The sequence below is a fragment of the Streptosporangium saharense genome, from assembly GCF_014203715.1.
GTDB lineage: Bacteria > Actinomycetota > Actinomycetes > Streptosporangiales > Streptosporangiaceae > Streptosporangium > Streptosporangium saharense.
In genome coordinates this window covers 63919-90049 of the sequence record NZ_JACHJP010000015.1, presented here as the reverse complement: position 1 = coordinate 90049, position 26131 = coordinate 63919, and the positions used below count along the sequence as shown (strand labels likewise).

23 protein-coding genes and 1 riboswitch are annotated in these 26131 nt (G+C 70.1%); of the genes, 14 read left to right on the top strand and 9 right to left on the bottom strand.

Going from position 1 to position 26131, the window contains the following annotated elements; all coding sequences use genetic code 11:
• The first annotated feature begins 310 nt into the window (after positions 1 to 310).
• Positions 311 to 2371 (top strand): S9 family peptidase, encoded by a 2061-nt coding sequence (locus tag FHS44_RS42625; RefSeq protein ID WP_184725229.1) that lies wholly within the window; start codon positions 311 to 313, stop codon positions 2369 to 2371.
• Positions 2368 to 3396 carry an L-glyceraldehyde 3-phosphate reductase gene (mgrA, locus tag FHS44_RS38495; RefSeq protein WP_184725227.1) on the top strand — a complete coding sequence of 343 codons (1029 nt, stop codon included), beginning with the start codon at positions 2368 to 2370 and terminating at the stop codon, positions 3394 to 3396. The genes FHS44_RS42625 and mgrA overlap by 4 nt, the downstream gene beginning before the upstream one ends.
• A gap of 5 nt (positions 3397 to 3401) precedes the next feature.
• Here the strand turns inward: mgrA and FHS44_RS38490 are convergent, their stop codons facing one another.
• Positions 3402 to 5828 carry a lysylphosphatidylglycerol synthase transmembrane domain-containing protein gene (locus FHS44_RS38490; RefSeq protein WP_312863993.1) on the bottom strand — a complete coding sequence of 809 codons (2427 nt, stop codon included), beginning with the start codon at positions 5826 to 5828 and terminating at the stop codon, positions 3402 to 3404.
• 73 nt (positions 5829 to 5901) lie between these two features.
• Between FHS44_RS38490 and FHS44_RS38485 the strand changes: the two genes are divergently transcribed.
• From FHS44_RS38485 to FHS44_RS38470, 4 genes are all read left to right on the top strand, one after another.
• Positions 5902 to 6339: an RpiB/LacA/LacB family sugar-phosphate isomerase gene (locus FHS44_RS38485; protein ID WP_184725225.1), complete on the top strand. Its 438-nt coding sequence runs from the start codon at positions 5902 to 5904 to the stop codon at positions 6337 to 6339.
• Positions 6340 to 6703: 364 nt separating this feature from the next.
• Complete coding sequence (locus FHS44_RS38480) at positions 6704 to 8263, top strand: M28 family metallopeptidase (protein ID WP_184725223.1); 1560 nt, start codon at positions 6704 to 6706, stop codon at positions 8261 to 8263.
• Positions 8264 to 8334: 71 nt separating this feature from the next.
• On the top strand, positions 8335 to 10359 hold the full coding sequence (locus tag FHS44_RS38475) for a molybdopterin-containing oxidoreductase family protein (protein WP_184725221.1): 2025 nt from the start codon (positions 8335 to 8337) through the stop codon (positions 10357 to 10359).
• Between the two features lie 48 nt (positions 10360 to 10407).
• Complete coding sequence (locus FHS44_RS38470; RefSeq protein ID WP_184725219.1) at positions 10408 to 11172, top strand: PadR family transcriptional regulator; 765 nt, start codon at positions 10408 to 10410, stop codon at positions 11170 to 11172.
• Here the strand turns inward: FHS44_RS38470 and FHS44_RS38465 are convergent.
• Complete coding sequence (locus tag FHS44_RS38465) at positions 11115 to 11576, bottom strand: GNAT family N-acetyltransferase (protein WP_184725217.1); 462 nt, start codon at positions 11574 to 11576, stop codon at positions 11115 to 11117. The two genes, FHS44_RS38470 and FHS44_RS38465, sit on opposite strands and share 58 nt — an antisense overlap.
• Before the next feature lie 90 nt (positions 11577 to 11666).
• Between FHS44_RS38465 and FHS44_RS38460 the strand changes: the two genes are divergently transcribed.
• Positions 11667 to 12137: a hypothetical protein gene (locus FHS44_RS38460; RefSeq protein WP_184725215.1), complete on the top strand. Its 471-nt coding sequence runs from the start codon at positions 11667 to 11669 to the stop codon at positions 12135 to 12137.
• Positions 12138 to 12199: 62 nt separating this feature from the next.
• Here the strand turns inward: FHS44_RS38460 and FHS44_RS38455 are convergent, their stop codons facing one another.
• The 3 genes from FHS44_RS38455 to FHS44_RS38445 all read right to left on the bottom strand — a co-directional run bounded on the left by FHS44_RS38455 (position 12200) and on the right by FHS44_RS38445 (position 13838).
• Positions 12200 to 12568, bottom strand: a complete 369-nt coding sequence (locus tag FHS44_RS38455; RefSeq protein ID WP_184725213.1) for a VOC family protein — start codon at positions 12566 to 12568, stop codon at positions 12200 to 12202.
• Positions 12569 to 12616: 48 nt separating this feature from the next.
• Positions 12617 to 12937, bottom strand: a complete 321-nt coding sequence (locus tag FHS44_RS38450; protein WP_184725211.1) for a DMT family transporter — start codon at positions 12935 to 12937, stop codon at positions 12617 to 12619.
• Between the two features lie 12 nt (positions 12938 to 12949).
• A riboswitch (guanidine-III (ykkC-III) riboswitch) is annotated at positions 12950 to 13016 on the bottom strand.
• A 33-nt stretch (positions 13017 to 13049) separates the two neighbouring features.
• On the bottom strand, positions 13050 to 13838 hold the full coding sequence (locus tag FHS44_RS38445; protein ID WP_184725209.1) for a class I SAM-dependent methyltransferase: 789 nt from the start codon (positions 13836 to 13838) through the stop codon (positions 13050 to 13052).
• Positions 13839 to 14007: 169 nt separating this feature from the next.
• Here FHS44_RS38445 and FHS44_RS38440 point away from each other — a divergent pair, with 169 nt between their 5' ends.
• From FHS44_RS38440 to FHS44_RS38430, 3 genes are all read left to right on the top strand, one after another.
• On the top strand, positions 14008 to 15831 hold the full coding sequence (locus tag FHS44_RS38440; RefSeq protein WP_184725207.1) for an acyl-CoA dehydrogenase: 1824 nt from the start codon (positions 14008 to 14010) through the stop codon (positions 15829 to 15831).
• Between the two features lie 106 nt (positions 15832 to 15937).
• The gene (locus tag FHS44_RS38435) at positions 15938 to 16711 is read left to right on the top strand and encodes an NUDIX hydrolase (protein WP_184725205.1); all 774 of its coding nucleotides are present in this window, start codon (positions 15938 to 15940) and stop codon (positions 16709 to 16711) included.
• The gene (locus FHS44_RS38430) at positions 16708 to 17682 is read left to right on the top strand and encodes a lipopolysaccharide kinase InaA family protein (RefSeq protein WP_184725203.1); all 975 of its coding nucleotides are present in this window, start codon (positions 16708 to 16710) and stop codon (positions 17680 to 17682) included. The genes FHS44_RS38435 and FHS44_RS38430 overlap by 4 nt, the downstream gene beginning before the upstream one ends.
• Positions 17683 to 17684: 2 nt before the next feature.
• On the opposite strand, the gene FHS44_RS38425 is transcribed toward FHS44_RS38430, so the two are convergent.
• Positions 17685 to 18581 (bottom strand): LLM class F420-dependent oxidoreductase, encoded by an 897-nt coding sequence (locus FHS44_RS38425; RefSeq protein ID WP_184725201.1) that lies wholly within the window; start codon positions 18579 to 18581, stop codon positions 17685 to 17687.
• Positions 18582 to 18674: 93 nt separating this feature from the next.
• On the opposite strand from FHS44_RS38425, the gene FHS44_RS38420 reads away from it, so the two are divergent.
• From FHS44_RS38420 to FHS44_RS38410, 3 genes are all read left to right on the top strand, one after another.
• Complete coding sequence (locus FHS44_RS38420; protein ID WP_312863992.1) at positions 18675 to 19202, top strand: TetR/AcrR family transcriptional regulator; 528 nt, start codon at positions 18675 to 18677, stop codon at positions 19200 to 19202.
• Between the two features lie 92 nt (positions 19203 to 19294).
• Positions 19295 to 20242: a hypothetical protein gene (locus FHS44_RS38415; protein ID WP_184725199.1), complete on the top strand. Its 948-nt coding sequence runs from the start codon at positions 19295 to 19297 to the stop codon at positions 20240 to 20242.
• Between the two features lie 11 nt (positions 20243 to 20253).
• Positions 20254 to 21498, top strand: a complete 1245-nt coding sequence (locus FHS44_RS38410) for an adenylosuccinate synthetase (RefSeq protein ID WP_184725197.1) — start codon at positions 20254 to 20256, stop codon at positions 21496 to 21498.
• On the opposite strand, the gene FHS44_RS38405 is transcribed toward FHS44_RS38410, so the two are convergent.
• Complete coding sequence (locus FHS44_RS38405) at positions 21495 to 21788, bottom strand: Dabb family protein (RefSeq protein WP_184725195.1); 294 nt, start codon at positions 21786 to 21788, stop codon at positions 21495 to 21497. The two genes, FHS44_RS38410 and FHS44_RS38405, sit on opposite strands and share 4 nt — an antisense overlap.
• Before the next feature lie 268 nt (positions 21789 to 22056).
• Between FHS44_RS38405 and FHS44_RS38400 the strand changes: the two genes are divergently transcribed.
• Positions 22057 to 22332, top strand: a complete 276-nt coding sequence (locus FHS44_RS38400; RefSeq protein ID WP_184725193.1) for a hypothetical protein — start codon at positions 22057 to 22059, stop codon at positions 22330 to 22332.
• Between the two features lie 102 nt (positions 22333 to 22434).
• Here the strand turns inward: FHS44_RS38400 and FHS44_RS38395 are convergent, their stop codons facing one another.
• The gene (locus FHS44_RS38395; RefSeq protein WP_312863991.1) at positions 22435 to 24300 is read right to left on the bottom strand and encodes an ABC transporter ATP-binding protein; all 1866 of its coding nucleotides are present in this window, start codon (positions 24298 to 24300) and stop codon (positions 22435 to 22437) included.
• Positions 24301 to 24819: 519 nt separating this feature from the next.
• Positions 24820 to 26121, bottom strand: coding sequence for a dihydrolipoamide acetyltransferase family protein (locus tag FHS44_RS38390; protein WP_184725191.1), 1302 nt, complete (start codon positions 26119 to 26121; stop codon positions 24820 to 24822).
• Positions 26122 to 26131: the final 10 nt, after the last annotated feature.

Below are 26131 nucleotides of genomic sequence, written 5' to 3'. Positions count from 1 at the left end.
CTTTTTCGTGTCAAACCGATCCGACCGGATCCATTTGATTCGTCCAAGCCTGCCTGAAGGGAATTCAGACCACTCCGTCTCCGGAGCAACCCTTCAAACTTACCAGCACCTGAGTGGCGCTGCGAACTTGAAGGATTGTCAGCAGACACAGAACAAGCCACACCGGATCACCGGAGTGAGTGGAGTGGTTTGTGCCGAACCTTGCCGACGCCAGAACATTAGCAGCCCCCACGGACCGCTCGGGACGTAACACCGAAGGACGAGGCGCGAGATCCGGGACGGCGGGCACGGAAAACATAGACTCGACGGGGTGAGCAGCCAGACACCGCCTACGGCGAAGAAGGTTCCCAGCGAGCGCGTGCACCACGGGGACACCGTGGTCGACGACTACGCGTGGCTGACGGTCAAGGACGACCCCGAGACGATCGCCTACCTCGAAGCGGAGAACGCCTACACCCGGCAGGCGACCTCGCACCTCGAAGAACTCCAGGAAACGATCTTCCAGGAGATCAAGGGCCGGACGCTGGAGACGGACCTGTCCGTCCCCACCAGGAAGAAGGGCTGGTGGTACTACTCCAGGACAGAGGAGGGCAAGCAGTACGGCATCCAGTGCCGGGTCGCCGCGGACGGCGACGCTCCTCCCGAGCTGAAGGCGGGCGAGCCGCTGCCCGGTGAGCAGGTGCTGCTCGACGGCAACGAGCTGGCCGGGGACAACGACTTCTTCTCCATGGGCACCAGCGCGGTCAGCCCCGACGGGACCCTGCTGGCCTACTCGGTCAACTTCACCGGCGACGAGCGCTTCACCCTGCGCGTGAAGGACCTCACCACGGGCGAGCTGCTCGACGACGAGGTCAGCGGCATCTTCTACGGCGGCGCCTGGTCGGCGGACGGCAGGGCGTTCTTCTACACGACCGTCGACGACGCCTGGCGGCCCAACCGGGTCCACCGGCACATGATCGGCACCTCGACCGAGGACGACGTGGTCGTCCACCAGGAGGACGACGAGCGGTTCTGGATCGGCGTCGGCCTCACCCGCAGCGAGCGCTACCTCGTGCTCTCCGCGGGCAGCAAGATCACCAGTGAGGTCCGCATCCTGGAGGCCGACGACCCGACCGGCGAGTTCCGTCTCGTCAGGCCCAGGGAGACCGGTGTCGAGTACGGCCTCGACCACGCGGGAGACCACTTCCTGATCCTGCACAACCAGAACGCGGAGAACTTCGAGCTGGCGACCGCGCCGCTCGACGCCCCCGCCGACTGGACCCCGCTGATCGAGCACCGCGCCGACACCCGGCTGCTGAACGTCGAGGCGTTCCAGGGATACACGGTCGTGCACCTGCGTCGTGACGGCCTGACCGGCATCCGCGTCCTGCCCGAGGGGGCGGAGCCGTACGAGATCAGCTTTCCTGAGCCGATCTACGACGTGGCGCCCTCGGGGAACCCGGAGTTCGTCACCGAACGGCTGCGGCTCGGCTACACCAGCATGATCACTCCGCCGTCGGTCTACGACTATGACCTGCGGGCGCGTGAGCTGATCCTGTTGAAGCGCAAGACCGTGCTCGGGGGGTACGACCCGGCCGACTACGAGCAGTTCCGTGAGTGGGCGACGGCCGAGGACGGCACCCGGGTCCCCATCTCGATCGTGGCCAGGAAGGGCGTCGAGCGACCCGCCCCGACCGTGCTGTACGGCTACGGCAGCTACGAGATCTCGATCGACCCGTCGTTCTCCGTGGCCAGGCTCAGCCTGCTGGACAGGGGGTTCGTCTTCGCCGTCGCGCACATCAGGGGTGGCGGTGAGATGGGCCGTCACTGGTACGAGGACGGCAAGTTCCAGCAGAAGAAGAACACCTTCACCGACTTCGTCGCCGCGGCCAAGCATCTCGCCGCGGAGAACTGGTCGAGCTCGATCATCGCCAGGGGCGGTTCCGCGGGCGGGCTGCTCATGGGCGCGATCGCCAACCTGTCGCCGGAGACGTTCGCGGGTGTGGTGGCCGAGGTGCCGTTCGTGGACGCGTTGAACACGATCCTCGACCCGTCGTTGCCGTTGACCATCATCGAGTGGGACGAGTGGGGCGACCCGCTGCACAACGCCGAGGTGTACGAGTACATGAAGTCGTACACGCCGTACGAGAACGTGAGCGGGCAGATCTATCCCCCGATCCTGGCGATCACCAGCCTCAACGACACCCGCGTCTACTACCACGAGCCCGCCAAGTGGATCGCGAGGCTGCGCGAGGTGGGCAAGGGCGGTCCCTTCCTGCTCAAGACGGAGATGGAGGCCGGGCACGGCGGTCGCAGCGGCCGGTACGACTCCTGGCGGGAGGAGGCCTTCGTCCTGGCGTGGATCCTGGACACGGCCAAGGTCGAGCGATGACCTACGTGGCCGATCCGGAGCGCTACGACGGGCGGCAGCCGTACAACAGGGTGGGGCGGAGTGGGTTGAGGCTGCCCGCGGTCTCGCTGGGGCTCTGGCACAACTTCGGCGATGACAAGCCTTTCGGGACCCAGCGGGCCATCCTGCGGCGGGCGTTCGACCTGGGGGTGACCCACTTCGACCTGGCCAACAACTACGGCCCGCCGTACGGTGCCGCGGAGGCCAACTTCGGCAGGCACCTCAGGGAGGACTTCTCCCGCTACCGCGACGAGCTGGTCATCTCGACCAAGGCTGGATACGACATGTGGCCCGGCCCCTACGGGGAGTGGGGGTCGCGTAAGTATCTGTTGTCCAGCCTGGACAGGTCGCTGGGGCGGATGGGGCTCGACTACGTCGACGTCTTCTACAGCCACAGGTTCGACCCGGAGACTCCGCTTGAGGAGACGATGGGCGCGCTCGACCAGGCCGTGAGGTCGGGGAAGGCGCTGTACGCGGGCATCTCGTCCTACTCCCCCGAGCAGACGGAGCGGGCGGCGCGGATCCTGCGGGAGATGGGCACTCCGCTGCTGATCCACCAGCCGTCGTACTCGATGCTCAACCGGTGGATCGAGGACGGGCTGCTGGACGTCCTGGAACGGGAGGGGGTCGGCTGCATCGCGTTCTCCCCGCTGGCGCAGGGCATGCTGACCGATCGCTATTTCGGCGGTGTCCCCGAGGGGTCGCGGGCCTCGCAGCGGCGTTTCCTCACCCCGGAGATGCTGACCGAGGAGACCATGCGGCGTATCCGCACACTGCACGGGATCGCGGTCTCGCGCGGGCAGTCGCTGGCGCAGATGGCCCTGGCGTGGGCGCTGCGCGACCGGCGTGTCACCTCGGTGCTGGTCGGCGCGAGCAGCGTCAGGCAGCTTGAGGACAACGTGCGGGCTGTGGAGAACCTGTCGTTCACCGAGGAGGAGCTCGCGGCGATCGACGGGCACGCGGTGGAGTCGGGCGTCAACCGCTGGGCCCGTTCCAGCGAGACCTGAGGGGGCTACAGGGCCTCGTGTCGCTGCAGGTAGGTGAACGAGGCCCACCCGGGGAGCACGGGCAGCCAGAAGGTCAGCAGCCGGAACAGCAGCACGGCCGAGGTGGCGACCTCGCCGGGCAGGCCGGAGAGGGTCAGCCCGACGGACAGGGACGCCTCGACGGCGCCGAGTCCGCCCGGGGTCGGCGCCGCCGAGCCGATGGCGTTGCCCGCGAGGAAGACGATGGCCACGGCCGCGAAGCTGAGCGAGCCGCCGAAGGCCCGCACCGAGGCGTCGAGGCAGACCACGAAGAAGATCGTCAGCAGCAGGGTGCCGGAGCAGCCCTCGATGATCTTCCGGGGTGACTGGAGCACGTCAAGCAGGCGGGGGATGACGCCGGAGAACAGAGCGCGCAGCCGTACGCTGACCATCCTGCGCAGGCGCGGGACGCTCACGATGAACAGGACCGCGACCGCGACGGCGAGCAGGACGAACACCAGCGTGCGCGACGGAGTGAACGAGGTGGCCGCGCTCGACCCGGTGATGTAGGCGAACAGCAGGAGCAGCGTGATGTGTGAGGCCAGGCCGATGAGCTGGGAGGCCCCGACGCTGGCGACGGCCTGTCCCGGTGGGATGCCGCGTTTTTGCAGGTAGCGGGTGTTGATGGCGACGCCGCTCACCGCGGCGGGCGCGACCAGCTTCACGAAGGAGCCCGCGAACTGCACCAGGACGGTACGGCCGAGCGGCAGCCGTTCCGGCACGAAGCCCCGCAGCATCAGCGCGGCGGCGACGTAGCTCATCATCGCCGCGACGAAGGCGACCCCGGTCCACCCCCACTTGGCGGAGGTGATCATGTTGAGGTTGATCTGCGTCAGGTAGTAGACGAGGAAGTAGGCGGCGAAGGCGCTGGCGATGATCGTGATGAGGGTCCTCGGGCGGAAGCGCTCAAGGCGGACCTCGTCGGCCTCGACCTGGGGTTCGAGGGCGACGATCCGTTCGCGGATCGCGGTCAGCAGCTCCTTGTTCCTGGTGAGCGCGGCCCTGGTCTCACGGGTGAGCGCGATGCGCTGCAGCAGCGGCAGGGCGCCGGCCAGCGTGTCGGGGCCCGCGACGGCGGCTCCCGCGGCGACCGCGCGCTCCGCGCCGACGCGGAGGCTGAGGTAGGTGAGCAGTTGGGCGATGTCGAGGCGGAGCAGGAGGTCTCCGGCGGCGATCTCGCCGCTGCGGGCGTCCATGAGGACGACCCTGCCCTCGTTGTCGACGTGGATGCTGTCGCCGGTCAGGCGCCGGTGGGCGAGCCGCTGGACCTGCAGGAGCAGGACCTGCTCCCAGATCTGGGCGAGGAGGTTGTCGTCGATCTCCTCGTCGGGGATGTCGTCGAGGGGCCGGGTCTCGATGTGCTCGTAGGCGAGCAGCGCGGCCTCGGTGCCGATCTCGCTGGTGCCGATGAGCCTGGGGATGCTGGCACCCGCGGCCTGGGTGGCGTAGGCCATCAGGGCCTCGCGTTCCAGCTCGGCGCGCAGGGACCGGATGGCCCTGCGGCGGGTCTCGGTGTTGAGCCTGATGCGGCGCCAGATGCGGTAGAGCACCCCGGCGACCTGGCGGTCGCGGTCGAGGACGGTGACGTCGAGGCGGGTGCCGTTCTTGAGGCCGACGGCGTAGCGCCTGCTGCTCTGGTGGTCGTCGTCGAGGCGGTGCGCCCTGACGGGGGCGAAGCCGAGTTTGGCGAGGGTGGCGACGATCGTGCTGCCCGGGGGCCTGGTGTTGGGGCTGCCGATGCCGTACAGCGTGGCGTAGCCGACGGCGAGTCCGACCAGGATGGAGACGACGATGCCGAGGATGGTGGCCGCGGTCGCGGCGAAGAGGGCGATGGCGTTGAGCGCCACGGCGCTCCACAGGGCCGCCCGCCAGGTGGGTCTGCGGGAGATGCGCACCGCGGTGACGTAGGCGATGACCGAGGTCAGCAGCGTGTTGAGCGGCTCGACCCCCTGTCTTCCCCCGGTCAGCAGGAGCCACAGGTCCTCGGGCCCTGCGCCGACGATCCACTCGCCGAGGGCGAAGGACAGGACCATGCCCGCGATGGCGGCGAAGAGCCCCTCGGCGACCCGCAGGCCGTCGCGGTGCAGGACGCGTTCGATGGCGTAGGCGGTCGGCACGCCCAGCATGGCGGCGCCGCTGAGCACGCCGACCAGGCCGCTGAGGAGGAACGGCGCCCGGTTCGTCCCGTCGATGACGTCGCCTTCGAGACCGGTGAGAGTCTTCTTCGCCACGAGGGCGAGCAGGACGACGGCCACGAGCCCCAGCAGGGTCGCCAGGAAGCGCAGCAGATCGGACGGCCGGCGGATGCGCTGCGGCAGGAGCGGTTCGACGACGAGCACGGCGGAATCACGCTCCGTCTCCGGCTCCTCGCCTTCGACGTGCGCCCCTTCTCCGCGCTCTCTGATTTCCGTCACCGCCAGCGATTCTGCACGTTCCGCATTACAGGTGCGTCACCGATCTTCTCTTCCAGTGTCCACAATCGGAGTCATGCGTATCTCATTGGCCTCGGACAGCCTTGACGGGGTGGCCCCGATCCTGGTGTCGGAGATAGAGGCGAGAGGACACACGGTGACCGCGTACGGTGCCGTCGCCGACGACCGGGCCGACTGGGCGTGGTGCTGTTCGCGGGCCGCGCTTGACGTCGTCTCCGGGGTGGCCGACCAGGCGGTCGTGTGCTGCTGGACCGGCACCGGGGCGTCGATCGCGGCCAACAAGGTGCGGGGTGTGCGGGCCGCCCTGTGCGTGGACGCGGCGACCGCCGAGGGGGCCAGACGCTGGAACGACGCCAACGTGCTGGCGCTGAGCCTCAGGCTCACCTCGACGCCGTTGCTCGGGGAGATCCTGGACGCCTGGTTCGCCGGGAGCGTCAGCCCGGAGGAGACCGATGTCGCGAACATCGCGTACCTATCCGAGATTGAGAATTGACCTGCTGGAATGCGGCGTTGGTGGCCGGGCGGGCACCGGCCTGAAAAGCTGATCATCATGCGTCGCAGCCCGCTCGCCGCCGCCCCGTTTCTTCCTTCGCACCCGACCCTAGCCACTTCCGGCGACCGCGTGGCGCCGGGGTCGGGTGCGGAATGGCGGCCCGTGGCGCGATGTGTGACGGCGCACGGCCGGGTGCCGTTACGTCAGTGACACCGTGACCGTCGAGTGACGCCGGGGAGCACTCCGCCCATCGATCTGACTCTGATTGTCAAATCTAGTCAACCAGGACATTTGATCACAGGGGTTCCCCGCTTCACTCTCGTCAGATTCATCAGATTCACCACGAGGACATGAGGAGTTGCGCATGCGCGCACGCGCGTACAAGGGCCTGCTGGCCGCGATCACCACAGTCTCGGCCGTGACGCTGCCCGGCGTCCCGGCGACCGCCGTGGTCTCGCCGACCCCCGTTCCCGCCAAGGGCGCCAGGTCGCTTCCCGTGGACGTGCTCGCCGTGAAGCGGCACCTGGAGAGGTTCCAGCAGATCGCCGTCGCCAACGGCGGCACCCGCGCCGCCGGGACCCCCGGATACGACGCCTCGGCCGAGTACGTGGCGGGCAAGCTGCGGGCCGCGGGCTACAGGGTGACGCTGCAGGAGTTCGACTTCCCGTTCTTCCGCGTCATCGGCACGCCCACGCTCGCCCTGGTGTCGCCGACCGCGCGGTCCTACACGCCGGAGACGGACTTCAGGCCCATGACCTACTCCGGTTCGGGGAACGTCACGGCCGCCGTGCAGCCCGTGGACGTGGTGCTGCCGCCGAGCGCCGAGCCCAGCTCGACCTCCGGCTGTGAGGCGGCCGACTACGTGGGGTTCGTCCGGGGCAACATCGCGCTGCTGCAGCGCGGCACGTGCGGTTTCCGGGTCAAGGCCGAGCTCGCGGAGGCGGCGGGCGCCTCCGGCGTGATCATCTTCAACGAGGGCCAGGCGGGCACGGGCACCGCCGACCGGCGGGGGCCGCTGAACGGCTCGCTCGGCGACGCGACCACCCACATCCCCGTCGTCGGCACCACCTTCGCCGTCGGCCAGGAGCTGGCCAAGCCGGGATCACGGGCCACGCTCGCCGTCACCGCGGAGAGCGACCCGCACAGGAAGACCCGCAACGTGATCGCGGAGAGCCGCTGGGGCGACCCCGGCAGGGTCGTCATGCTCGGCAGCCACCTGGACAGCGTGCTTGAGGGCCCCGGCGTCAACGACAACGGCTCGGGCGCCGCCGCCGTACTGGAGACCGCCCTGCAGGCCAACGCGGCGCCGACCAGGAACAGGCTCAGGTTCGCCTTCTGGGGCGCGGAGGAGCTCGGGCTGCTCGGCTCCCAGCACTACGTGACCTCCCTGTCCCAGCGGGAGCGGTCGAAGATCAAGCTGTACCTCAACTTCGACATGATCGCCTCGCCGAACCACGTCTACGGCATCTACGACGGCGACGACTCCGACCACGTCGGCGCGGGCGCGGGTCCCGAGGGCTCCGACAAGATCGAGAAGCTGTTCGAGACGTACTACGCCACGCTCGGCCAGCCGTACAAGGGGACCGACTTCACCGGGCGGTCCGACTACGGGCCCTTCATCGCGGTGGGCATCCCGGCCGGTGGCCTGTTCACCGGCGCCGAGGGGGTCAAGAGCGCGGAGGAGGCCGTCACGTTCGGCGGCCAGGCCGGGGTCGCCTACGACCGGTGCTACCACCAGGCCTGCGACACCCTGGCCAACGTCAACGAGCGGGCGCTCGCGGTGAACACCGGCGCCATCGCGACGGCCGTGGCGGTCTACGCCTACAGCCCGGTCCTGCCGGGGGGTTCCACCGCCCCGGCCGCGACCGCCGCTCCGCGCAGGATGGCCGTGCTTCCCGCCTGGGAGGACGCCGCGCTGCGGTGACGGTCTGACCGTTACGTGCGTTACATGGGGGTACGGCCCGCGAGCCGTACCCCCCTGACTAGAGTCTGGGCATGGCACTGCGTGAGCGGGGGGAGCTGCGTGTCCTGGGGGCCTGTCCGCTGGACTGCCCGGACACCTGCTCGTGGGTGGTGACCGTCAAAGACGGCCGGGCGACCGGGATGCGCGGCAACCCCGAGCACCCCTACACGCGCGGCGCGCTCTGCGTGAAGGTCAACCGCTACCTCGAACACGCCGCGGCGCCCGACCGCATCCTGTATCCCCTGCGTCGCGTCGGCCCCAAGGGCAGCGGCCGTTTCGAACGGATCACCTGGGACGAGGCCCTCGACGAGATCTCCGTACGGCTGCGCGCGATCGTGGACGAGCACGGCGGCGAGGCGATCTGGCCCTACCTCGGCACCGGGACGCTGGGCCACATCCAGGGGTCAGAGGGGGTCGCGGGCCGGAGGTTCTGGAACGTCCTGGGCGCCTCCCGGCACTTCCTGAACATCTGCTCGACCGCCGGCAACGCCGGTCTGCGGCTGGCCAACGGCACCCCCGGGGGGATGGACCCCGAGACGTTCGCCCTGTCGCGGCTCATCCTGCTGTGGGGCACGAACACCCTCACCAGCGGTCACCATCTGTGGCGGTTCATCCAGGAGGCGCGGGCGGCCGGGGCCCACATCGTGGCGATCGACCCGATCCGCACCAGGACCGCCGAGCAGGCAGACGTCCACCTGCCGATCAGGCCGGGTACGGACGCCGCCCTCGCCCTGGGGCTACTGAACGTGGTGCTGTCCGAGGGCACCCAGGACGACGCCTTCCTCGCCGAGCACACCAACGGCTGGGCGGACCTCCGCACCGAGATCCTGCGTTACCCACCCGCCCGCGTCGCGGAGATCACCGGCCTGCCCGAGGCGGACATCCGCTCCCTGGGCGTACGGCTCGCGCACACCCGCCCGACCGGCATCAGGGCCACGATGGGCGTCCAGCGGCACGCGGGCGGGGGTACGGCGATGCGCGCCATCGCGGCCATCCCCGCGGTGACGGGCGACTGGCGCCATCCCGGCGGCGGGGTCGCCTACTCGACCAGCGGTCACGTCCACCTGAACATCGACACCCGCGACGACCTGCTCCCCGGGCCGGTCAGGCGGCTCACGATGACCCGGCTGGCCGAGGGGCTCGACGAGTCGGTGAAGTGCCTGTGGGTCTACGCCGCCAACCCGCTCGGCTCGACCCCCGACCAGAACCGGGTCCGCGAACGGCTGGCGCGTGAGGACCTGTTCACGGTCGTGATGGAGCAGTTCCCGACCGACACCGTGGACTACGCCGACATCGTGCTCCCGGCGACCATGCAGATCGAGCACACCGACCTGCACGCGGGCTACGGGCACATGTACCTGATGTGGAACGAACCTGCGGTCGAGCCGCCCGGCGAGTGCCTGTCGACCACGGAGACGTTCCGCCGCCTGGCCAGGCACATGGGGCTCACCGAGCCGTCGCTGTACGACTCCGACCTCGAACTGGCCGAGCAGTTGCTCGCCTCCGGTCATCCCTCCCTCGACGGGATCACGGTGGACCGGCTGCGCAAGGAGGGCTGGGTCAGGCTCAACGTGCCACGGCCTTTCGTCCCGTTCACCGAGGGTTTTCCCACGGCCTCGGGGAGGCTGGAGTTCGGTTCGGGGCCCGCCTACGTCCCGCCGCGTACGGCCGCCGGTGGTCCCTATCCCCTGGCGCTGGTCACGCCCGCGTCGCACACCTTCCTCAACACGACCTTCGGCAACAACCCCGAGCTGCTGCGCCGTTCCAAGGGCCCCCGGGTGGTGGTTCACCCCGACGACGCCGAGCCGAGGGGGCTGCGCGACGGGCAGCGGGCCCGGGTGTTCAACGCCTTCGGGGGCTTCGAGGCCGTGGTCGAGATCGACGATCGGGTACGGCCCGGCGTCGTGGCCTCGACGAAGGGGCACTGGGGCAAGCTGAGCCCGGGGGGCTCGACGGTCAACGCGGTGGTCGAGGAGCGCGACGCCGACCTGGGCCAGGGTGCCGTCTACCACGACAACCTGGTCGAGGTGGCGCCCGTTATGTCAGAGACGACATAGGTAAAGCTACGGTGCCGCGTCCGGGGTGCCGCGTGAGATCCTGCCGCGATGACCTCAACACTCGGATACGCGATCCTCACGGCGCTGGCCCGCCGGTCGAGGTCCGGATACGAGCTGGCCACCACCATGGGACATCCGCTCGGATGTTTCTGGACCGCGCGGCACAGCCAGATCCACCCTGAGCTGCAGCGTCTGGTCGCGGCTGAGCTGGTCACCTTCGAGCAGGTCCCGGGCCCCGGCCCACAGCGCAAGAAGATCTACTCCATCACCCGGCGCGGGAAGAAGGCACTGCGCGAGTGGGTCGTCGAACCCCCGCAGGCCCGTCCCGAACGCGACGAGCTGCTGCTGAAGTCCTACGCGGCCTGGCTCGCCGACCCGGCCGAGCTGGTCAAGCTCTTCCAGGTCCAGCTTGAGGAGCACGAGCGACGGCTGGCGGCCTACGAGGACGAACGGTCGTCGTTCACGAACGCGCCGGGCCGCGAGAGCCGCCGCTTCGGCGACTACGCCACGCTGTGGTACGGCATCAGCTACGAGAACCACCGCATCGCCTGGTGCCACTGGATGATCGACCAACTCACCCGAAGCCGCCGCCCTTCCCCGGGACCACAGCTCACCACGGACCTGTGCCCTTCCCAGGAGCCGCAGTTCAGCCTTTCGGAGGCGCAGGAGCCGCAGCTCTGTCTTTCGCAGGAGCCGCAGTTCGGCAAGGAGCTGTGTCCGTCGCTGGAACTGCGGCTCAGTGCCCCGCTCGAACCTCAGTTCAGTGCGAGCTTGTATCCCTCGTGTGAGGCGACGAACCCGAGCGAGTCGTAGAACCGGTGCGCGTCCCCACGGACCTTGTTCGTGGTGAGCTGGACCAGGGCGCACCCCCTGGTCCGGCCCCGCTCGACGGCCCAGCGCATCATCTGTCCGCCGAGCCCCCTGCCGCGTAGGTGGGCGGCGATCCTGACCGCCTCGATCTGCAGCCTGAGCGCTCCCCCACGGGAGATGCCCGGGATGTAGGTGAGCTGCATGGTGCCGACGACCTCGCCATCCAACTCGGCGACGATCAGCTCGTTGTGCGGGTCGGCCTCGATGGCCTCGAAGGCCGCCCGGTGCGCCTCGCCGTACTCCCCCTGAGCGGCACCGGAGACCGCGTCGTCGGCCAGCAGCGCCAGGACCACCGGAACGTCCTCGATCGTCGCGGTCCGGAAAATCACCTGAGAAGTCACCGACATGCCGTCAACCTACCGAGGGACGGCCGTCAGGGACGGATCAGGGTTGCTCCCCGATGTGGGGGAGGGGGATGAAAGGGCAGTCTGGAGAGCATGAACGACGAACTCACTCGACGTGACGAGATGTCCCTCGCCGGGGCGGCCCTGCGGGGAGCCCCCTGGAAGGCGGCGGCGGTGACCGGGGGCGCGTCCGCGGCCGTCAGCTTCGGTCTGGGCGTGATCCTGCCGGGTGACGCGGACCTCACCTGGGCGCTCTGCCTGGGGATCACGCTGTTCACCCTGGTGGCGGCGATCGGCTCGGTCGGCAGGCCGGGCACGGGTGACCGGGTGACGCGACAGGCCAGGATGTGGGCGCTGCGCAGGCCGTGGCGGTTCTCGCTCTATCCCGCGCTCGGCGCCGCCGCGCTCATGTATCCGGTCCAGCTCGTCGTGGACGACCAGGGCATGTTCGGCGCCGCGTTCGACGCGCTGCAGGGCGGCGTCGTGGTGTATCTCATCACCGCGATCCTGGCCCTGACCCTCAGGGGACGTGGGGACCGTCCCTCGCTGCCCAACGGGCACTGACGCCACGATCGGCCGAACGTCCCGGGACCGTCGAAGGCCCCGGGAGGCCGTCACGCGAATGCCTACGGCTGCTTCTCGTAGTCGGCGCGGCAGACGCAGAACTCGTTGCCCTCGGGGTCCAGCATGACCACCCAGCCGGTGCCGTCGGGGTTGCGCCGGTCCTCGTGGACCGTGGCGCCGAGCCCGGTCAGCCGTTCGACCTCCTGCTCGCGGGTGGTGCCGCCGGAGCCCGTGACGTCGAGGTGGAGGCGGTTCTTGACCGACTTGCCCTCGGGAACCCTGGTGAACAGCAGGTTCGGACCGACGACGAGGATCTCCTCGTCGTCCGGCACCGTCTCAGGGTGGAGCTCCCCACCCGTGGCCTGACTCCAGAAGATCGCCAGCTCGTACGGCCTGGCACAGTCGAAGCTCACGTAGCGCACGTCAATCATGGCCCCACCCAACCGCGACACCATCTATCGCGTCAAGCCGGTTTCACACTAGTGACCGCCCGCGAGGTTGAGCCCGACGACCCCCGCGAGGATGAGGACGATAGAGATGATCTTCAGGGGTGAGACGTCCTCCCCCAGCACGACCATGCCCAGGGCTGCGGTGCCGACGGCGCCGATGCCGGTCCAGACAGCGTAGGCCGTACCGACCTCCAGGTTCTTGAGGGCCAGCGAGAGCAGACCGAAACTGAGCACCGCGAAGACCACGAACGCGACACTTGGCAGCACCGAGGAGAAACCGTCGCTCAGCTTGAGCGAGTAGGCCATCGCGACCTCGAACAGACCGGCGACGACGATGAGAACCCACGCCATGACAACTCCCTGGAGGCGTCGTCTTTGCAGACCGGGTACGGCGCGTCTCGTCCGGGAGCGTCTCGTTTGAGCGCTCTGCCCGAGAAACGCCTCCGGCACTCCCCTGATTCCCCTATGACGCGGTGTCCCACCACAGCGTGAACCAGCGCTCGCGGGGAAGCGGCCACATGTCGAGCTGGATCGCGGCGGCGACGACCTCGTCCGTCCGTCCGGGGTCGAGGCAGAGCCTCCTGCAGGCGCTCTCCGCCAGGCCCTGCGGGGTGGCGAAGCGGGACAGCGGGGCCAGGCGTGCCTCGTGACGCACCCGGTGGCCGAGCCCCTCGGCGACCGCGATCACGTCGTGGACCGTGGGCCGGTCGGGGCGGACGATCCCATGGAAGTGCGCCCACAGGGGGTTGAGCCAGGTCATCGGGTGACGTTCCGTCAGCTCCAGGACGACCCTGAGACGGGCGTGGCCGGACAGTTCGGTCAGGAAGGCGGCCAGGTCGGGGATGTTGTAGACGACGTGGGCGCAGACCGCGACGTCGGCGGACGGGGTCTCGGCCGCGACGTCGGGCCAGCGCCCGGGGACGACCCTGAGCGGCACCCCGAGACTGGCGGCCCGGGTCTTCAACTCGGCGAGCATGCCGGGTGAGGGGTCGACCGCGACCAGCTCCCCCAGCCGCCCAGCGAGCGGCAGGCTGGCCGCCCCGGTGCCCACGCCGACGTCGAGCAGGACGCCCCCCGGCGGCAGCGCCTCGGCGACCCGGTCCAGGGTCGGCCCCTCCCGCTCGGCCAGCGCCCGCTCGGTCCGCTCGGCGAAGCGCGCGGGCGAGTGCCCCCAGGGGTCGGTCCGCGCCTTCGCCGCGATCTCCTCGGGGATCGCCCACAGCGCGAGGTCCGCACGCCACCGCTCGTCCATGGCAGGAGCCTAACCCCGCCGAGCAGGCCGTACGGCACGGCGGCCTTCCCCTGAGGGCTGTGACAAACGTCCTTACCGGCACGGTTTTGGGGGGTTACTGACGGGTAGCATCCGGGGTAAGGTTACTGATGAGTAGACCCGGTTCCCCCGGTTTCAAGGAGCAGATCCCATGGGCCACTACAAGAGCAATCTCCGTGACCTGGAGTTCAATCTCTTCGAGGTGTTCGGGCGTGGGGACGTCCTGGGCTCCGGCCTCTACGCGGACATGGACGAGGACGTCGTGCGCAGCGTCCTCGACGAGGTCAACCGCCTGGCGACCGGCGTCCTGGCCGACTCCTTCGAGGAGGGCGACCGCACGCCGCCCGTCCTGGACCCGAAGACCGGCGCGGTGACGATGCCCGAGGGCTTCAAGCGGTCCTTCGCGGCCTACCGCGACGCCGGATGGACCAGCATCGGCCTGCCCGCCGAACTCGGCGGCCCCGGCCTGCCGCCCAGCGTCAACTGGGCGCTCGCCGAGATGGTCCTCGGCGCGAACCCGGCCGTCTGGATGTACGCCAGCGGACCCGCCTTCGCCTACGTGATGCACCTCATCGGCACCGAGGACCAGAAGCGCTTCGCCCGGCTGGCCATCGACGGGAACTGGGGCGCGACCATGGTCCTCACCGAGCCCGACGCGGGCTCCGACGTGGGCGCGGGCCGTACCAAGGCGATCGAGCAGCCCGACGGCACCTGGCACATCGAGGGCGTCAAGCGCTTCATCACCAGCGCCGAGCACGACATGGCCGACAACATCTTCCACCTCGTGCTGGCCCGCCCCGAGGGGCACGGCGTCGGCACCAAGGGCCTGTCGATGTTCCTGGTCCCGAAGTACCACGTGGACCTGGAGACCGGTGAGCTGGGCGAGCGCAACGGCGTCTACGTCACCAACCTTGAGAAGAAGATGGGCCTGAAGGTCTCCACGACCTGTGAGCTGACCTTCGGGGAGCGGCACCCGGCCGTCGGGACGCTGATCGGGGACGTGCACGAGGGCATCAAGCAGATGTTCATGATCATCGAGCACGCCCGGATGATGGTCGGCACCAAGGCCATCGCCACCCTCTCGACCGGCTACCTGAACGCCCTTGAGTACGCCAGGGCCAGGGTGCAGGGCGCCGACCTGACCCAGATGACCGACAAGTCCGCCCCGCGCGTGACGATCGTCCACCACCCCGACGTGCGCCGCGAGCTGATGCTCCAGAAGTCGTACGCCGAGGGCATGCGCGCGCTGGTGCTGCTGACGGCCACCTACCAGGACGCCGTGCAGGTCGCCCACTTCGAGGGCCGGGAGGACCGGCACGCGGAGGCGATGAACGACCTGCTGCTGCCGCTGGTCAAGGGCGTCGGCTCCGAGCGGTCCTACGAGCTGCTCTCCCGGTCGCTGCAGACCCTGGGCGGCTCCGGCTACCTGCAGGACTACCCGATCGAGCAGTACATCAGGGACGCGAAGATCGACTCCCTCTACGAGGGCACGACCGCGATCCAGGGCATGGACCTGTTCTTCCGCAAGGTCCTGCGCAACCAGGGCACCGCGCTGGGCTCGCTGTACACCGACATCAAGGCCTTCGCCGCCTCCCAGGCGGGCAACGGCCGTCTCAAGGAGGAGCGCGCGCTGCTCGACGAGGCCGCCGACGAGGTCAAGGCCATGGCCGACACGATGGCGGGCTGGGCCATCACCTCGCTGGAGACCCCGCAGGAGGTCTACAGGGTCGGTCTCAACACCACCCGGTTCCTGCTCTCCCTGGGCGACCTGGTGATCGGCTGGCTGCTGCTGCGCCAGGCCGAGGTCGCGCTGACGGCCCTCGGCTCTCCCGGCAGGGACCAGGCGTTCTACGAGGGCAAGGTGGCCGCGGCGTCGTTCTTCGCCAGGACCGTCCTGCCCCGCCTGGCCGCCGAGCGCCGGGTGCTGGCCGACACCGACCAGAGCCTGATGGAGCTGTCCGAAGAGGCCTTCTGACCACCTGCTCCCGCGGCAGGCGAACCACGGGGGACCGTCCCACTCAGGGACGGTCCCCCGTCGGTGTGTACGGGACCCCGGGGAACAAGTTATTCTCATATTGAGAATGTCTTGGTTCGAGAAGGACGTGGTCGTGGACGAGAAGGAATCGGCGTTCCTGGCGGAGTACGACCCCCGGGACTACCCCCCGGTCGCCGTGACGGTCGACGTGGTCGCGCTGACCATCCGCGCGGGGGTGCTGCACGTGCTGCTGGTCGAGCGGGGCCGCCCTCCCCAGCAGGGGCGCTGGGCGCTTCCGGGCGGATTCATCAGGCCGGGTGAGGACCTGCCCGAGGCGGCGAGGCGGGAGCTGGCCGAGGAGACCGGGCTCTCCCCCCGCGCCCACATCGAGCAGCTCGCCACCTACGGAAGCCCGGAACGCGATCCCCGGATGCGGGTCGTCTCGATCTCCTACCTCGCCTTCGCCCCCGACCTGCCCGATCCCGAGGCGGGCTCCGACGCCGCCGCGGCCGCCTGGCACCCGGCCCTGCGCCCTCCCGAGCTGGCCTTCGACCACGCGCGCATCCTCGCCGACGGTCTCGAACGGGCGCGGGCCAAGCTGGAGTACACGCCGCTGGCCACGACGTTCACCGGGGAGACGTTCACGATCTCCGAGCTGCGTGGCGTCTACGAGACGGTGTGGGGCGTGCCGCTGCACGCGGGCAACTTCCACCGCAAGGTCCTCTCCGTCCCCGGGTTCGTCGAGGCCACCGGGCACAGCACGATCAGCGGCGGCTCCCGGGGCGGGCCGCGCGCCAAGCTCTACCGCGCCGGGGACGCCCGCCTGCTGCACCCGGCCCTGCTGCGGCCCACCGAGACCGAGCAGGAGGAGGCCCGATGACCACCACCTCGGCCGAGGCGATCGCGCTGGTCACCGCCGCCCACGGCCCCAGGGACCTGTTCGGCGGGCGGGAGCCCCGACGCGTGTACCGGAGGCTGGCCCGGCTGCTCCACCCCGACCTCGCCCCCGGCCCCGAGGCCGCCAGGGCGTTCGCCAGGCTGGCCACCCTGTGGGCCGAACACGCCGGACATACTGGCCACGCCCCCGCCGACGACCTGACCGGGACCGTGCTGGGGACCCACCGCGTCGGGCCGGTGTTCCGCGAAGGCACGACCGCCATCCTGTACGGCTGCGCCGCCGACACCCTCCTCAAGATCCCGCGCAGCCCGGCGGACAACGACCTCATGCGGCGCGAGGCCCAGGCCCTCAGGACGATCGAGCAGGAGGGCGATCCGGTGCTGCTGCCGTACGTGCCCAGGCTGGTTGACTCCCTCAGGCACGGTCCGGGCGGCGCGCAGCGGCGGGCGAACGTGATCAGCCGGGTCCCCGACGGGTTCGTGACCCTGACGGAGATCGCGCGGCGGCGGCCGGTGCTCGACCCTAGGGACGCGGCGTGGATCTGGCGGCGGCTGCTGGTCGCGATCGGGGCCGCGCACCGCGCCGGGGTGGTGCACGGCGCGGTGTTCGGCCACCACGTCCTGGTCCATCCGATCGACCACGGTCTCGTGCTCGTCGACTGGAGCCAGTCGGTCCCGCTCGGCAGCCCGCTGAAGGTCCTGGTCGCCAGGCACCGCGACGACTATCCGCCGGAGGTCCTCACCGGGGCGCCCGCGACCGAGACCCTCGACATCAAACTCGCGACCCGCTGCGTCTCGGCCCTCATGGGGGACCGGGTGCCCGGCGCGGTCAGCCGTTTCGTGCGGGGCAGCCTGGTCGCGCCGCCCCGGGACGCCTGGGGGCTGCTGGCCGAGCTCGACGAGCTGCTCGACGACCTCTACGGCCCCAGGACCTACCGCCCCCTGCACCTGTGAGATCAGAGCCGGGCGAGCAGTTCGAGGGTCCTGGCCTGTTCGCGCTCGTCACCGAGCGGGCTCACCAGCAGCTCGGTCGTCCCGGCCTCGGCATATTCCCGTACGGCCCGCGCCACGGTCTCCTCGTCACCCGCGACGACCGTCTCGTGAACCCCCGACTTGCCCTGGCGGTCGAGCATCGCGCGATAACTGGGGAGCTGGGCGGCGAACCCGACCTGCTCGGCCACCCCGCGCCTGATCCCCTCGGGGTCGGCGGTGACGCTCACCATGACCCCGGCCACGATCCTGGGGGCGGGCCGTCCCGCCTCCTCGGCGGCGCGGGTGATCGCGGGCCTGACGTGGTCGGCGATCGCCTCGGGGCCGGTCCACACGGTCACCGTGCCGTCGGCCAGCTCCCCCGCGACGCGCAGCATGACCGGTCCGAGCGCGGACAGCAGCACGGAGGGCGCCTTCGCGCCGGGTACGTCCACCTGTCCTGAGGCGGAGACGGTCTCCCCGTGATACTCGACGGGCTCGCCGCGCAGCAGGGGCCGCAGCACCGACAGGTACTCCCTGACGTGCCGGGCGGGTTTGTCGTAGGAGTAGCCGAACTGCCCCTCGATGATCGGCCGGTGGCTCGGCCCCACCCCGAGGGTGAGGCGGTTGCCGCCGGCGGCCTGCGCGGTGAGGGCCTGCCCGGCCAGCGCGAGCGGGTGCCTGGGGTAGGTCTGCACGACCGCCGTCCCCAGGTCGATGCCGGGCACCTCGCGGGCGGCGATGCCCAGCACGGCGAGCGCGTCCCACGAGGTGAGCTGGCTGAGGAAGGCGCTGTCGAACCCGGCGTCCGCCGCGGCGCGCACCTGCCCGATCATCGCGTCCAGACTCAGCCCGGCGCCGCTGATGTAGAGACCTGTCCTCACGAATCCCCCCAAAGTGAAGCGGATCTTCCGGTTCCGAGAGTCCACGGTACATTAACCTGAGGCCGGGATTCCGGTTAACCGACCAGGAGGGGCGTGGCCGTGCGAGCCGACGCGCGACGCAACCGCGAGCTCATCGTCACGACCGCGCTCGACCTGTTCGCCGAGCGCGGCACCGCCGTCTCGATGGAGGAGATCGCCCGCGCGGCAGGGCTGGGGGTCGGCACCCTCTACCGCCACTTCCCCGACCGGCAGGCCCTGGTCGAGGACATCGCCCTGGACGCGCTGCGCCGCCTCATGACCTTCGGCGAGGCCGTCGTGGCCGAGGACAGGCCGAACTGGCAGGCCCTGCGCCTGGTCGTCGAGCACTGCGCCGGGCTGCCCCTGGCCCTGATCAAGACGCTGTCGCCCGCGACGACCGCCAACCCGGAGCTCGCCCGGCTGGAACGCGACCTCAACGCCCTGTTCGAACGGCTGGCCCTGGGCGCCCAGGAGGAGGGGACGCTGCGCGGGGACATCCCGCCCGGCGAGGTGGTCGGCCTGCTCAACGTGGCCGTCTGCCGCCCCGGCGCCCGCGCGGACGACTACCTGACCACCGTCATCCTCGACGGCCTCCGGCGCTGATCCTCCCGCAGTCGGACATCCCGGGTTGACGCGGACCATCGTTATTCTCATAATGAGATTAACTCAATCTGAGAACAACCAAGGGGTCCCCCATGGGAAGCGGAATCTGGTCAACCGACGTCTACGCCGCCGCCGCGAGCTACCGCGCGGCCAAGGGCGCGAGCGCCTTCTCCTACAGCGACAGCGGCGCGCGCACCGTGCACGACGATCTCGACCCGTACGGCGTCGCGGCCCGCGAGAGCCGTGACTCCGACGAGCACCCCGACAGCCTCGCCATCGCCGTCCTGTTCGACGTGACCGGCTCGATGGGCGGGGTCCCCCGCACGCTCCAGACCAAGCTGCCCGACCTGCTCGGCCTGCTGCTGCGCAAGGGCTACACGAGCGACCCGCAGATCCTCTTCGGCGCCGTCGGCGACGCGACCTGCGACCGCGCCCCGCTCCAGATCGGCCAGTTCGAGTCGGACAACCGGATGGACGAGGATCTCGGCAGGTTCCTGCTCGAAGGCGGGGGCGGCGGCCAGAAGACCGAGTCCTACGAGCTGGCGATGTACTTCATGGCGCGGCACACCTCGATCGACTGCTTCGAGAAGCGCGGGCGCCGGGGCTACCTGTTCATCATCGGCGACGAGCTGCCCTACCCGAAGGTCAACCGCCGTCAGGTCCGCCAGGTGATCGGCGACTCCCTGCGGCGGGACATTCCGACGAAGGAGATCGTCGCCGAGCTGACCAGGATCTACGACGTCTACTACATCCTGCCCGCCGGGGCGAGCTACGCCGGGGACGGTCAGGTGCTGGCCGCCTGGCGCGACCTGCTCGGCCAGAACGTGCTCGAACTGGACGACCTGGACGCGGTCTGCGAGACCATCGCGCTCACCGTCGGCCTCGGGGAGGACGCCATCGACCTGGACGAGGGGCTCGACGACCTCGACGCGATGGGCTCGTCGGCGGGCAAGGCCGTGGGCAGGGCGCTGGCCAGGCTCGACCGGCGCACGCCCGCGGTTCCCGAGGGACCCGGCGCCAGCGGCGTGATCCGGCTGTGAGGGGCCGGGGCGTGCGTGAACACGTGATCGTCGCCGACCTCGGGTACGGCGACGCGGGCAAGGGGACCGTCGTCGACTGGCTCTGCGCACAAGAGCAGGAGCAGGAGCGGGTGCGGGCGGTCGTCCGTTTCAACGGCGGCGGGCAGGCGGCGCACAACGTCGTCCTGCCCGACGGGCGGCACCACACCTTCGCCCAGTTCGGGGCGGGGACGTTCCGTGGCGTGCCCACCCACCTGTCGCGCTTCGTGATCGTGGACCCGCTCGCCCTGGCCTCCGAGGCGGCGAACCTGGCCCGCCTCGGGGTTCCCGACCCGTTCGGGCTGCTCACCGTGGACCGCGACGCCCTGCTCGCCACGCCGTACCACGTGGCGGCCGGGCGGGCCAGGGAGCTGGCGCGCGGTGAGGACCGGCACGGGTCGTGCGGGATGGGGATCGGCGAGACCGTCTCCTACGCCCTGACGCACCCGGGCCTCGCACCGACCGTCGGCGACTGCGCGGCCCCGGTACGGCTGGCCCGCAAGCTGCGCGCGCTGCGCCGGGAGGTCGAGGAGGCCTGGTGGGTGGCAGGGCCCGTGGCGACGAAGCTTCCCCCGGTCGAGGACTGCGTCGCGGCCTACCGGGCGTTCGCCGAGCGGGTGACCCTCACCGGCCCAGGACGGCTGACGGCCCTGCTGCGCGAGGGACCTGTCGTCTTCGAGGGCGCCCAGGGCGTGCTGCTCGACGAGTGGCACGGCTTCCACCCCTACACGACGTGGAGCACGACGACCTTCGCCAACGCCCTCGAACTGCTCGGCGGGGCGGGCGCCGTACGGCTCGGGGTGCTGCGCTCGCACACGCCCAGGCACGGGCCGGGGCCGCTGGTCACCGAGGACCGCGCGCTCGGGGTGACCGAACTGCACAACGGGACGGGGCCGTGGCAGGGGGCGTTCCGGGTGGGGCACTTCGACGCGGTCGCGCACCGCTACGCGCTGGCGGTCACCGGCGGGGCGGACGCGCTCGCGCTCACCCACCTGGACGTGCCGGTCTCGCGGATGTGCGTCTCCTACGACATCGGCGAGCTTTCCGTGGGTACGGCGGGCGACCTCGACGGGCAGGCGAGGCTGACGGAGCGGGTGCTGCGGGCCAGGCCCGCCTACGTGGACGGCGTCGACGACTGGCCGGGAGCGGTCGAGGAGGCCCTCGGGGTGCCGGTGTGGCTCGGCTCCTGGGGCCCGACCTCTGCCGAAAAACGGCTCATGCCCTGCCGCGTGGGCTAGATCGTGAACTGTACGGCGGCGCGGGAGGCCACGATGGGCTTGATGTGCTTGGCGATCACGGCCTGGTGCTCCGGGTGGTCCCGGTAGACCAGGAAGTCGTCGGCGCTGTCGAAGTCCGCGACGATGGCGAACTCGTGGTTGCCGGGGTTCACGCCCGCGTCGGCCCCCAGCGTGTAGGCGCGGATCTCGGGGATGATCTCCGTCAGCTTACGAAGCTCGGTCGCGACGGTCGCCTTCTGCTCGTCGGTCGCCCCTTCGGCCCAGGTGAACAGCACGACATGGCGGAACATGATCTCCCCTTCGTTCGGATGCCCAGTAAGCGTACGGCCGCCCTTTTCCGTGGGCGAGCGCGGGGCATCCGGTGTCATTCGGCGCGGCGCCGACTTCCCCGCCCGAAATGCACGGATATATGCCATTTATTTCTTATTTATACACGTCTGTGCGCCTTTGCCAAAGTATAAGTGCTTTGCGGTGTCGTGGTAGGTGCGTCTCCTGCGATGTTTGGGGTGTTCGAGCCCAGGAGGGCGGAACCGTCTTCTCGTGAAACCGGAGGATCGCATGAGATCGAAGACTGCTGCCTCGCTCGTCGCGAGCACCATGGGCGCGGGGCTCCTCGCCGGAGTTCTCATCGCCGGCCCGGCGGAAGCCACGATCATGCCAACGACCACGGTTCCCGCCGCCCAGACGTCCGTATCGACGGGCTTCCTCACCGCGGGATGCTGCTGGAGGCGCCGCTGCTGTCGTTGCGGCTGCGGCTGGCGAGGCGGCTGGCGCGGTGGCGGCTGGCGCTGGAGCAACTGGGGAGGGGGCTGGGGCGACGGCTGGTGGTGGTAGACACCCCGGCCACCTGACAGACCGCTCTCCTTCCGGCTCTCGGGAACCCACGTAAAGGTGATTTCCCTTCGGCCTCGCCGGAAGTGAGAAAGAAAGGACCGGTCAGCCCCGCGGCGAACCCGTCTCCGAATGGGGACGGGTTCGCCATGCCGTACGCCTCGGACCGGGTCCGGAGAAGGAGAAAGCGACCCGCGGCCGCGCGGGAGCGGCGCCGAGCACGACCGTGCGGGCCGTCTCGGGAACCAGCCGCAGGTCGTGGGTGAGCAGGATGGTCGTACGGCCCGCCATGAGGCGGCCGAGCGGCTCCATGACCCGGGCGGCCGTCGCCGGGTCCAGGCCGGTCATCGGCTCGTCGAGGACGAGCACCGGGGCGTCGCGCAGGATCGCCCTGGCGATGGCGAGGCGCTGGCGCTGGCCACCGGACAGCAGCCGTCCCCGCTGCCCGACCGGGGTGTCGTACTTCCTCGGGAGCCGTTCGACGAACTCGTGCGCCCCGGCCATGACGGCGGCCCCGACGATCTCGTCCATGCCGCAGCCGGGACGGCCGTAGGCGATGTTGTCACGCACGGTGCCGGAGAAGAGCAGGTTCTCCTGCTGCAGGACGGTCACGGCCTCGCGCAGCGCCGTACGAGGAATGTCCCTGATGTCCACGCCGTCGAGCAGGACGCGGCCCTCGGTCGGGTCGTGGAAGCGCAGCAGGAGCTTGGCGACCGTCGACTTGCCGATGCCGCTCGGGCCGACGCACACGACAAGTTCGCCCGGTTCGGCATGGAAGGTCAGGTGCCGCAGCGTGGGCGCCGACCTGCCCGGATAGGTGAAGCCGACGTCGGCGAAGTCGATCCGCCCCCGCCGGGGGGCCACGGGGAGTACGGCGACGGCCGGATCGGTGACCCGGGGCCTGATCCGCAGGATCTCGATCACCCGGTCGGAGCCCGCCGCCGCCTGGGAGACGGTCAGCGCGATCTGCCCGAGCCCCTGGACGGCCGGGTAGAGGTAGGCGAGATAGGCCGCGAAGGCGAGCAGTCCGCCGATCGTGAGGCGCCCCGCCACGATCTCCCACGCGCCGAGACCGAGGACGACGAGCAGGCAGACGGTCTCGATGACCTGGACGACCGGCCCGTACAGCGCGGAGAGCCTGGCCTGGGCCACGTTCGCCCGCATCCAGGCGCTTCCCTGGGTGTGCAGCCGCCGCGCCTCGGTGCCCTGCCGGTTGAAGGCCTGCACCAGCGCCTGGTTGGCCAGTCCTTCCTCGATGACGCCGTTCATGGCGCCGTTGCTGAACCGCTCCCGCGCGGCGGCGCCCCTGAGGCGCGAGGCGAAGACCTTCGAGGCGAGCAGGAACGCCGGGACCAGCGCGAACGTCGCCAGCGCCAGTTCCCAGCGGGTGAACAGGGCGGCCCCGGCGAAGAAGACCACGCTGATGACGGTCGTGAGGATCCTGACCACCCCGGAGCCGACCAGCTCCTCGATGGCCTCGACGTCGTCGGTGAGCCTGGCCATCAGGTCGCCGAGCCTGCGCCGGTCGAAGAAGTCGGGGGTCAGGGTCTGCATGTGGGAGAACACCCGGTCCCGCAGGCGCAGCAGGAAGCGCTCGCCGCCGACGGCCGTGGCGTAGGAGCCGAGGAAGGAGGCGAGCCCGGCGACGACCATCAGGCCGAGCCAGACGAACGCGGGCTCCCAGAACGCACCCAGGTTCCGTGCCGCGAGGACCTCGTCGGCGATGAACCCGAAGAGCCTGATCGCCCCGATCTCGCAGAGGGCCGCGACGATCGCCAGCACCACCCCGGCCACGAACAGTCTGCGAAGTCCTCGGGTGTGCGGCCAGAAGTGCCGGAACGCCTCCCTGACGGAGACGAAGGGGGCGACGTGTTCCTGTTCCGGTTCGTCCGGTCGCGCGGGGGTCTCGACGGTCTCGACAAAAGAGAACCGGCGGGTTACCCGCCGGTTCTTCGCTGAGGGATCTACCACCACCAGCCGCCCCAGCCCCAGTCACCGCGCCAGCCACCGCGCCAACCGCATCCGCAGCGGCGGCGTCGGCAGCCACCCCGTGCGAGTGGGGCACCGCCGGCCGGGAAGAGCTTGTCGAGTCTCATTGGCTTTCCCTTCTGGTGGAACCTTTCGCGAACCTCCAAATTACGACACTAGCACCAATATGTGCATTAACCACTGAAACCACGATGGATGGATAACGTTTTAACCAGCCACACCACGACCTTTCCCGAAACACACGTCATCGCAGGTCAAAAACCCACAACCAAGCATGCCGTACGGCAAAGCACATTCCATGGGGGCCAAAACCGGGGAAAAACGAGGTTCACGGAAAGGTCATCGAATCACTCGCAAGCCCGGTCACCGTAAACGCCGGATGGGCTTCGCAGGCCGCCCACAGAACGGCACCGAAATGGCGGCCCGGCAAACGCGGGGTCAAAGGGAAACGGGCCCGCCCCCTTCGAGAGGGAGCGGACCCGTCGTGGTCCGTGCGGGAACTCAGCCCCAGGCGAGCACGCGGAGCGGGTCCTCCAGCATGGCTCCCACATCTCGCAGGAAGAGCGAGCCCAGTTCGCCGTCCACGATCCGGTGGTCGAACGACAGCGCCAGCGTGCACACCTTCCTGGGCACGATCTGCCCGTCGACCACCCAGGGAAGGTCCCTGATCTGCCCGAAGGCCAGGATCGCCGACTCACCCGGGTTGATGATCGGGGTCCCCGCGTCCACCCCGAACACGCCCACGTTCGTGATCGTGATCGTGCCCCCCGACATCTCGGCGGGCTGGGTACGGCCGGCACGCGCGGTCTCGACCAGCGCCCCCAGGGCACGGGCGAGGTCGGGCAGCGACAACGCGTGGGCGTCCTTGACGTTGGGCACGATCAGGCCGCGCGGGGTCGCCGCGGCGATGCCCAGGTTCACCCGGTGCTTGACCACGATCTCCTGGTTCGCCTCGTCCCAGGAGGAGTTGATCATCGGGTAGCGCCGGGCCGCGACCAGCACGGCCTTGGCGACCAGCAGCAGCGGCGAGACCTTGGTCTCGGCGAAGTCGGCGAGCTGCCGCAGCCGTTTGACGGCGTCCATGGTCCCGGTCACGTCCACCTGGAGGAACTCGGTGACGTGCGGCGCGGTGAACGCCGAGGTGACCATGGCCTGCGCGGTCGCCCTGCGCACGCCCTTGATGGGAATGCGCTCCTCGTCCGGCCCCTGTGCCACCGCCGCGACAGGTGCCGGGGAGGCGACGGCGGCGTGGACGTCGTCCCTGGTGATGGTCCCGTTGGGGCCGGTCCCGGTGATCGTGCCGAGATCGACGCCCAGGTCCTTGGCGAGCTTGCGCACCGGGGGCTTGGCGAGCACCGTCCCCCTCGGAGCGTCCTGCACGACGGGCTCTGGCCGTACCTCAGCGACAGGAGGCTCGGAGGCGGCGGGAGCTGTGGATTTGCGGGGGCGGCGGGTGGCCGCGCCCGGTTTGACGCCGTAGCCGACCAGCACCGGCTGCCGCTCAGGCTTGGGGATCGTGGGGACCATGTCCTCGGCGGGAGCCGCGGGAGGGGTCGCCGGAGGACCCGAGCCGTCGTCCACGACGATGATCGGCTTGCCGACGTCGACGGTCTGGCCCTCCTCGGCCAGCAGGGAGGCGATCACCCCCTCGTACGGCGAGGGCAGCTCGACCACGGCCTTCGCCGTCTCGATCTCCACGATGATCTGGTTGACCTTGACCGGGTCGCCGGGCTTGACGTGCCAGCGGACGATCTCGGCCTCAAGCAGGCCCTCCCCCACGTCGGGGAGCTTGAACTCCTTCACGTCGTCTCCC

Bases quoted from the DNA above. Each gene is read 5' to 3' on its own strand.
- FHS44_RS38415 (WP_184725199.1), top strand. From the start codon at position 19,295: ATGGGAAGCGGAATCTGGTCAACCGACGTCTACGCCGCCGCCGCGAGC.
- FHS44_RS38435 (WP_184725205.1), top strand. From the start codon at position 15,938: ATGTCTTGGTTCGAGAAGGACGTGGTCGTGGACGAGAAGGAATCGGCG.
- FHS44_RS38480 (WP_184725223.1), top strand. From the start codon at position 6,704: ATGCGCGCACGCGCGTACAAGGGCCTGCTGGCCGCGATCACCACAGTC.
- FHS44_RS38475 (WP_184725221.1), top strand. From the start codon at position 8,335: ATGGCACTGCGTGAGCGGGGGGAGCTGCGTGTCCTGGGGGCCTGTCCG.
- FHS44_RS38455 (WP_184725213.1), bottom strand. From the start codon at position 12,568: ATGATTGACGTGCGCTACGTGAGCTTCGACTGTGCCAGGCCGTACGAG.
- mgrA (WP_184725227.1), top strand. From the start codon at position 2,368: ATGACCTACGTGGCCGATCCGGAGCGCTACGACGGGCGGCAGCCGTAC.
- FHS44_RS38470 (WP_184725219.1), top strand. From the start codon at position 10,408: ATGACCTCAACACTCGGATACGCGATCCTCACGGCGCTGGCCCGCCGG.
- FHS44_RS38445 (WP_184725209.1), bottom strand. From the start codon at position 13,838: ATGGACGAGCGGTGGCGTGCGGACCTCGCGCTGTGGGCGATCCCCGAG.
- FHS44_RS38465 (WP_184725217.1), bottom strand. From the start codon at position 11,576: ATGTCGGTGACTTCTCAGGTGATTTTCCGGACCGCGACGATCGAGGAC.
- FHS44_RS38485 (WP_184725225.1), top strand. From the start codon at position 5,902: ATGCGTATCTCATTGGCCTCGGACAGCCTTGACGGGGTGGCCCCGATC.
- FHS44_RS38460 (WP_184725215.1), top strand. From the start codon at position 11,667: ATGAACGACGAACTCACTCGACGTGACGAGATGTCCCTCGCCGGGGCG.
- FHS44_RS38430 (WP_184725203.1), top strand. From the start codon at position 16,708: ATGACCACCACCTCGGCCGAGGCGATCGCGCTGGTCACCGCCGCCCAC.
- FHS44_RS38450 (WP_184725211.1), bottom strand. From the start codon at position 12,937: ATGGCGTGGGTTCTCATCGTCGTCGCCGGTCTGTTCGAGGTCGCGATG.
- FHS44_RS38440 (WP_184725207.1), top strand. From the start codon at position 14,008: ATGGGCCACTACAAGAGCAATCTCCGTGACCTGGAGTTCAATCTCTTC.
- FHS44_RS38405 (WP_184725195.1), bottom strand. From the start codon at position 21,788: ATGTTCCGCCATGTCGTGCTGTTCACCTGGGCCGAAGGGGCGACCGAC.
- FHS44_RS38400 (WP_184725193.1), top strand. From the start codon at position 22,057: ATGAGATCGAAGACTGCTGCCTCGCTCGTCGCGAGCACCATGGGCGCG.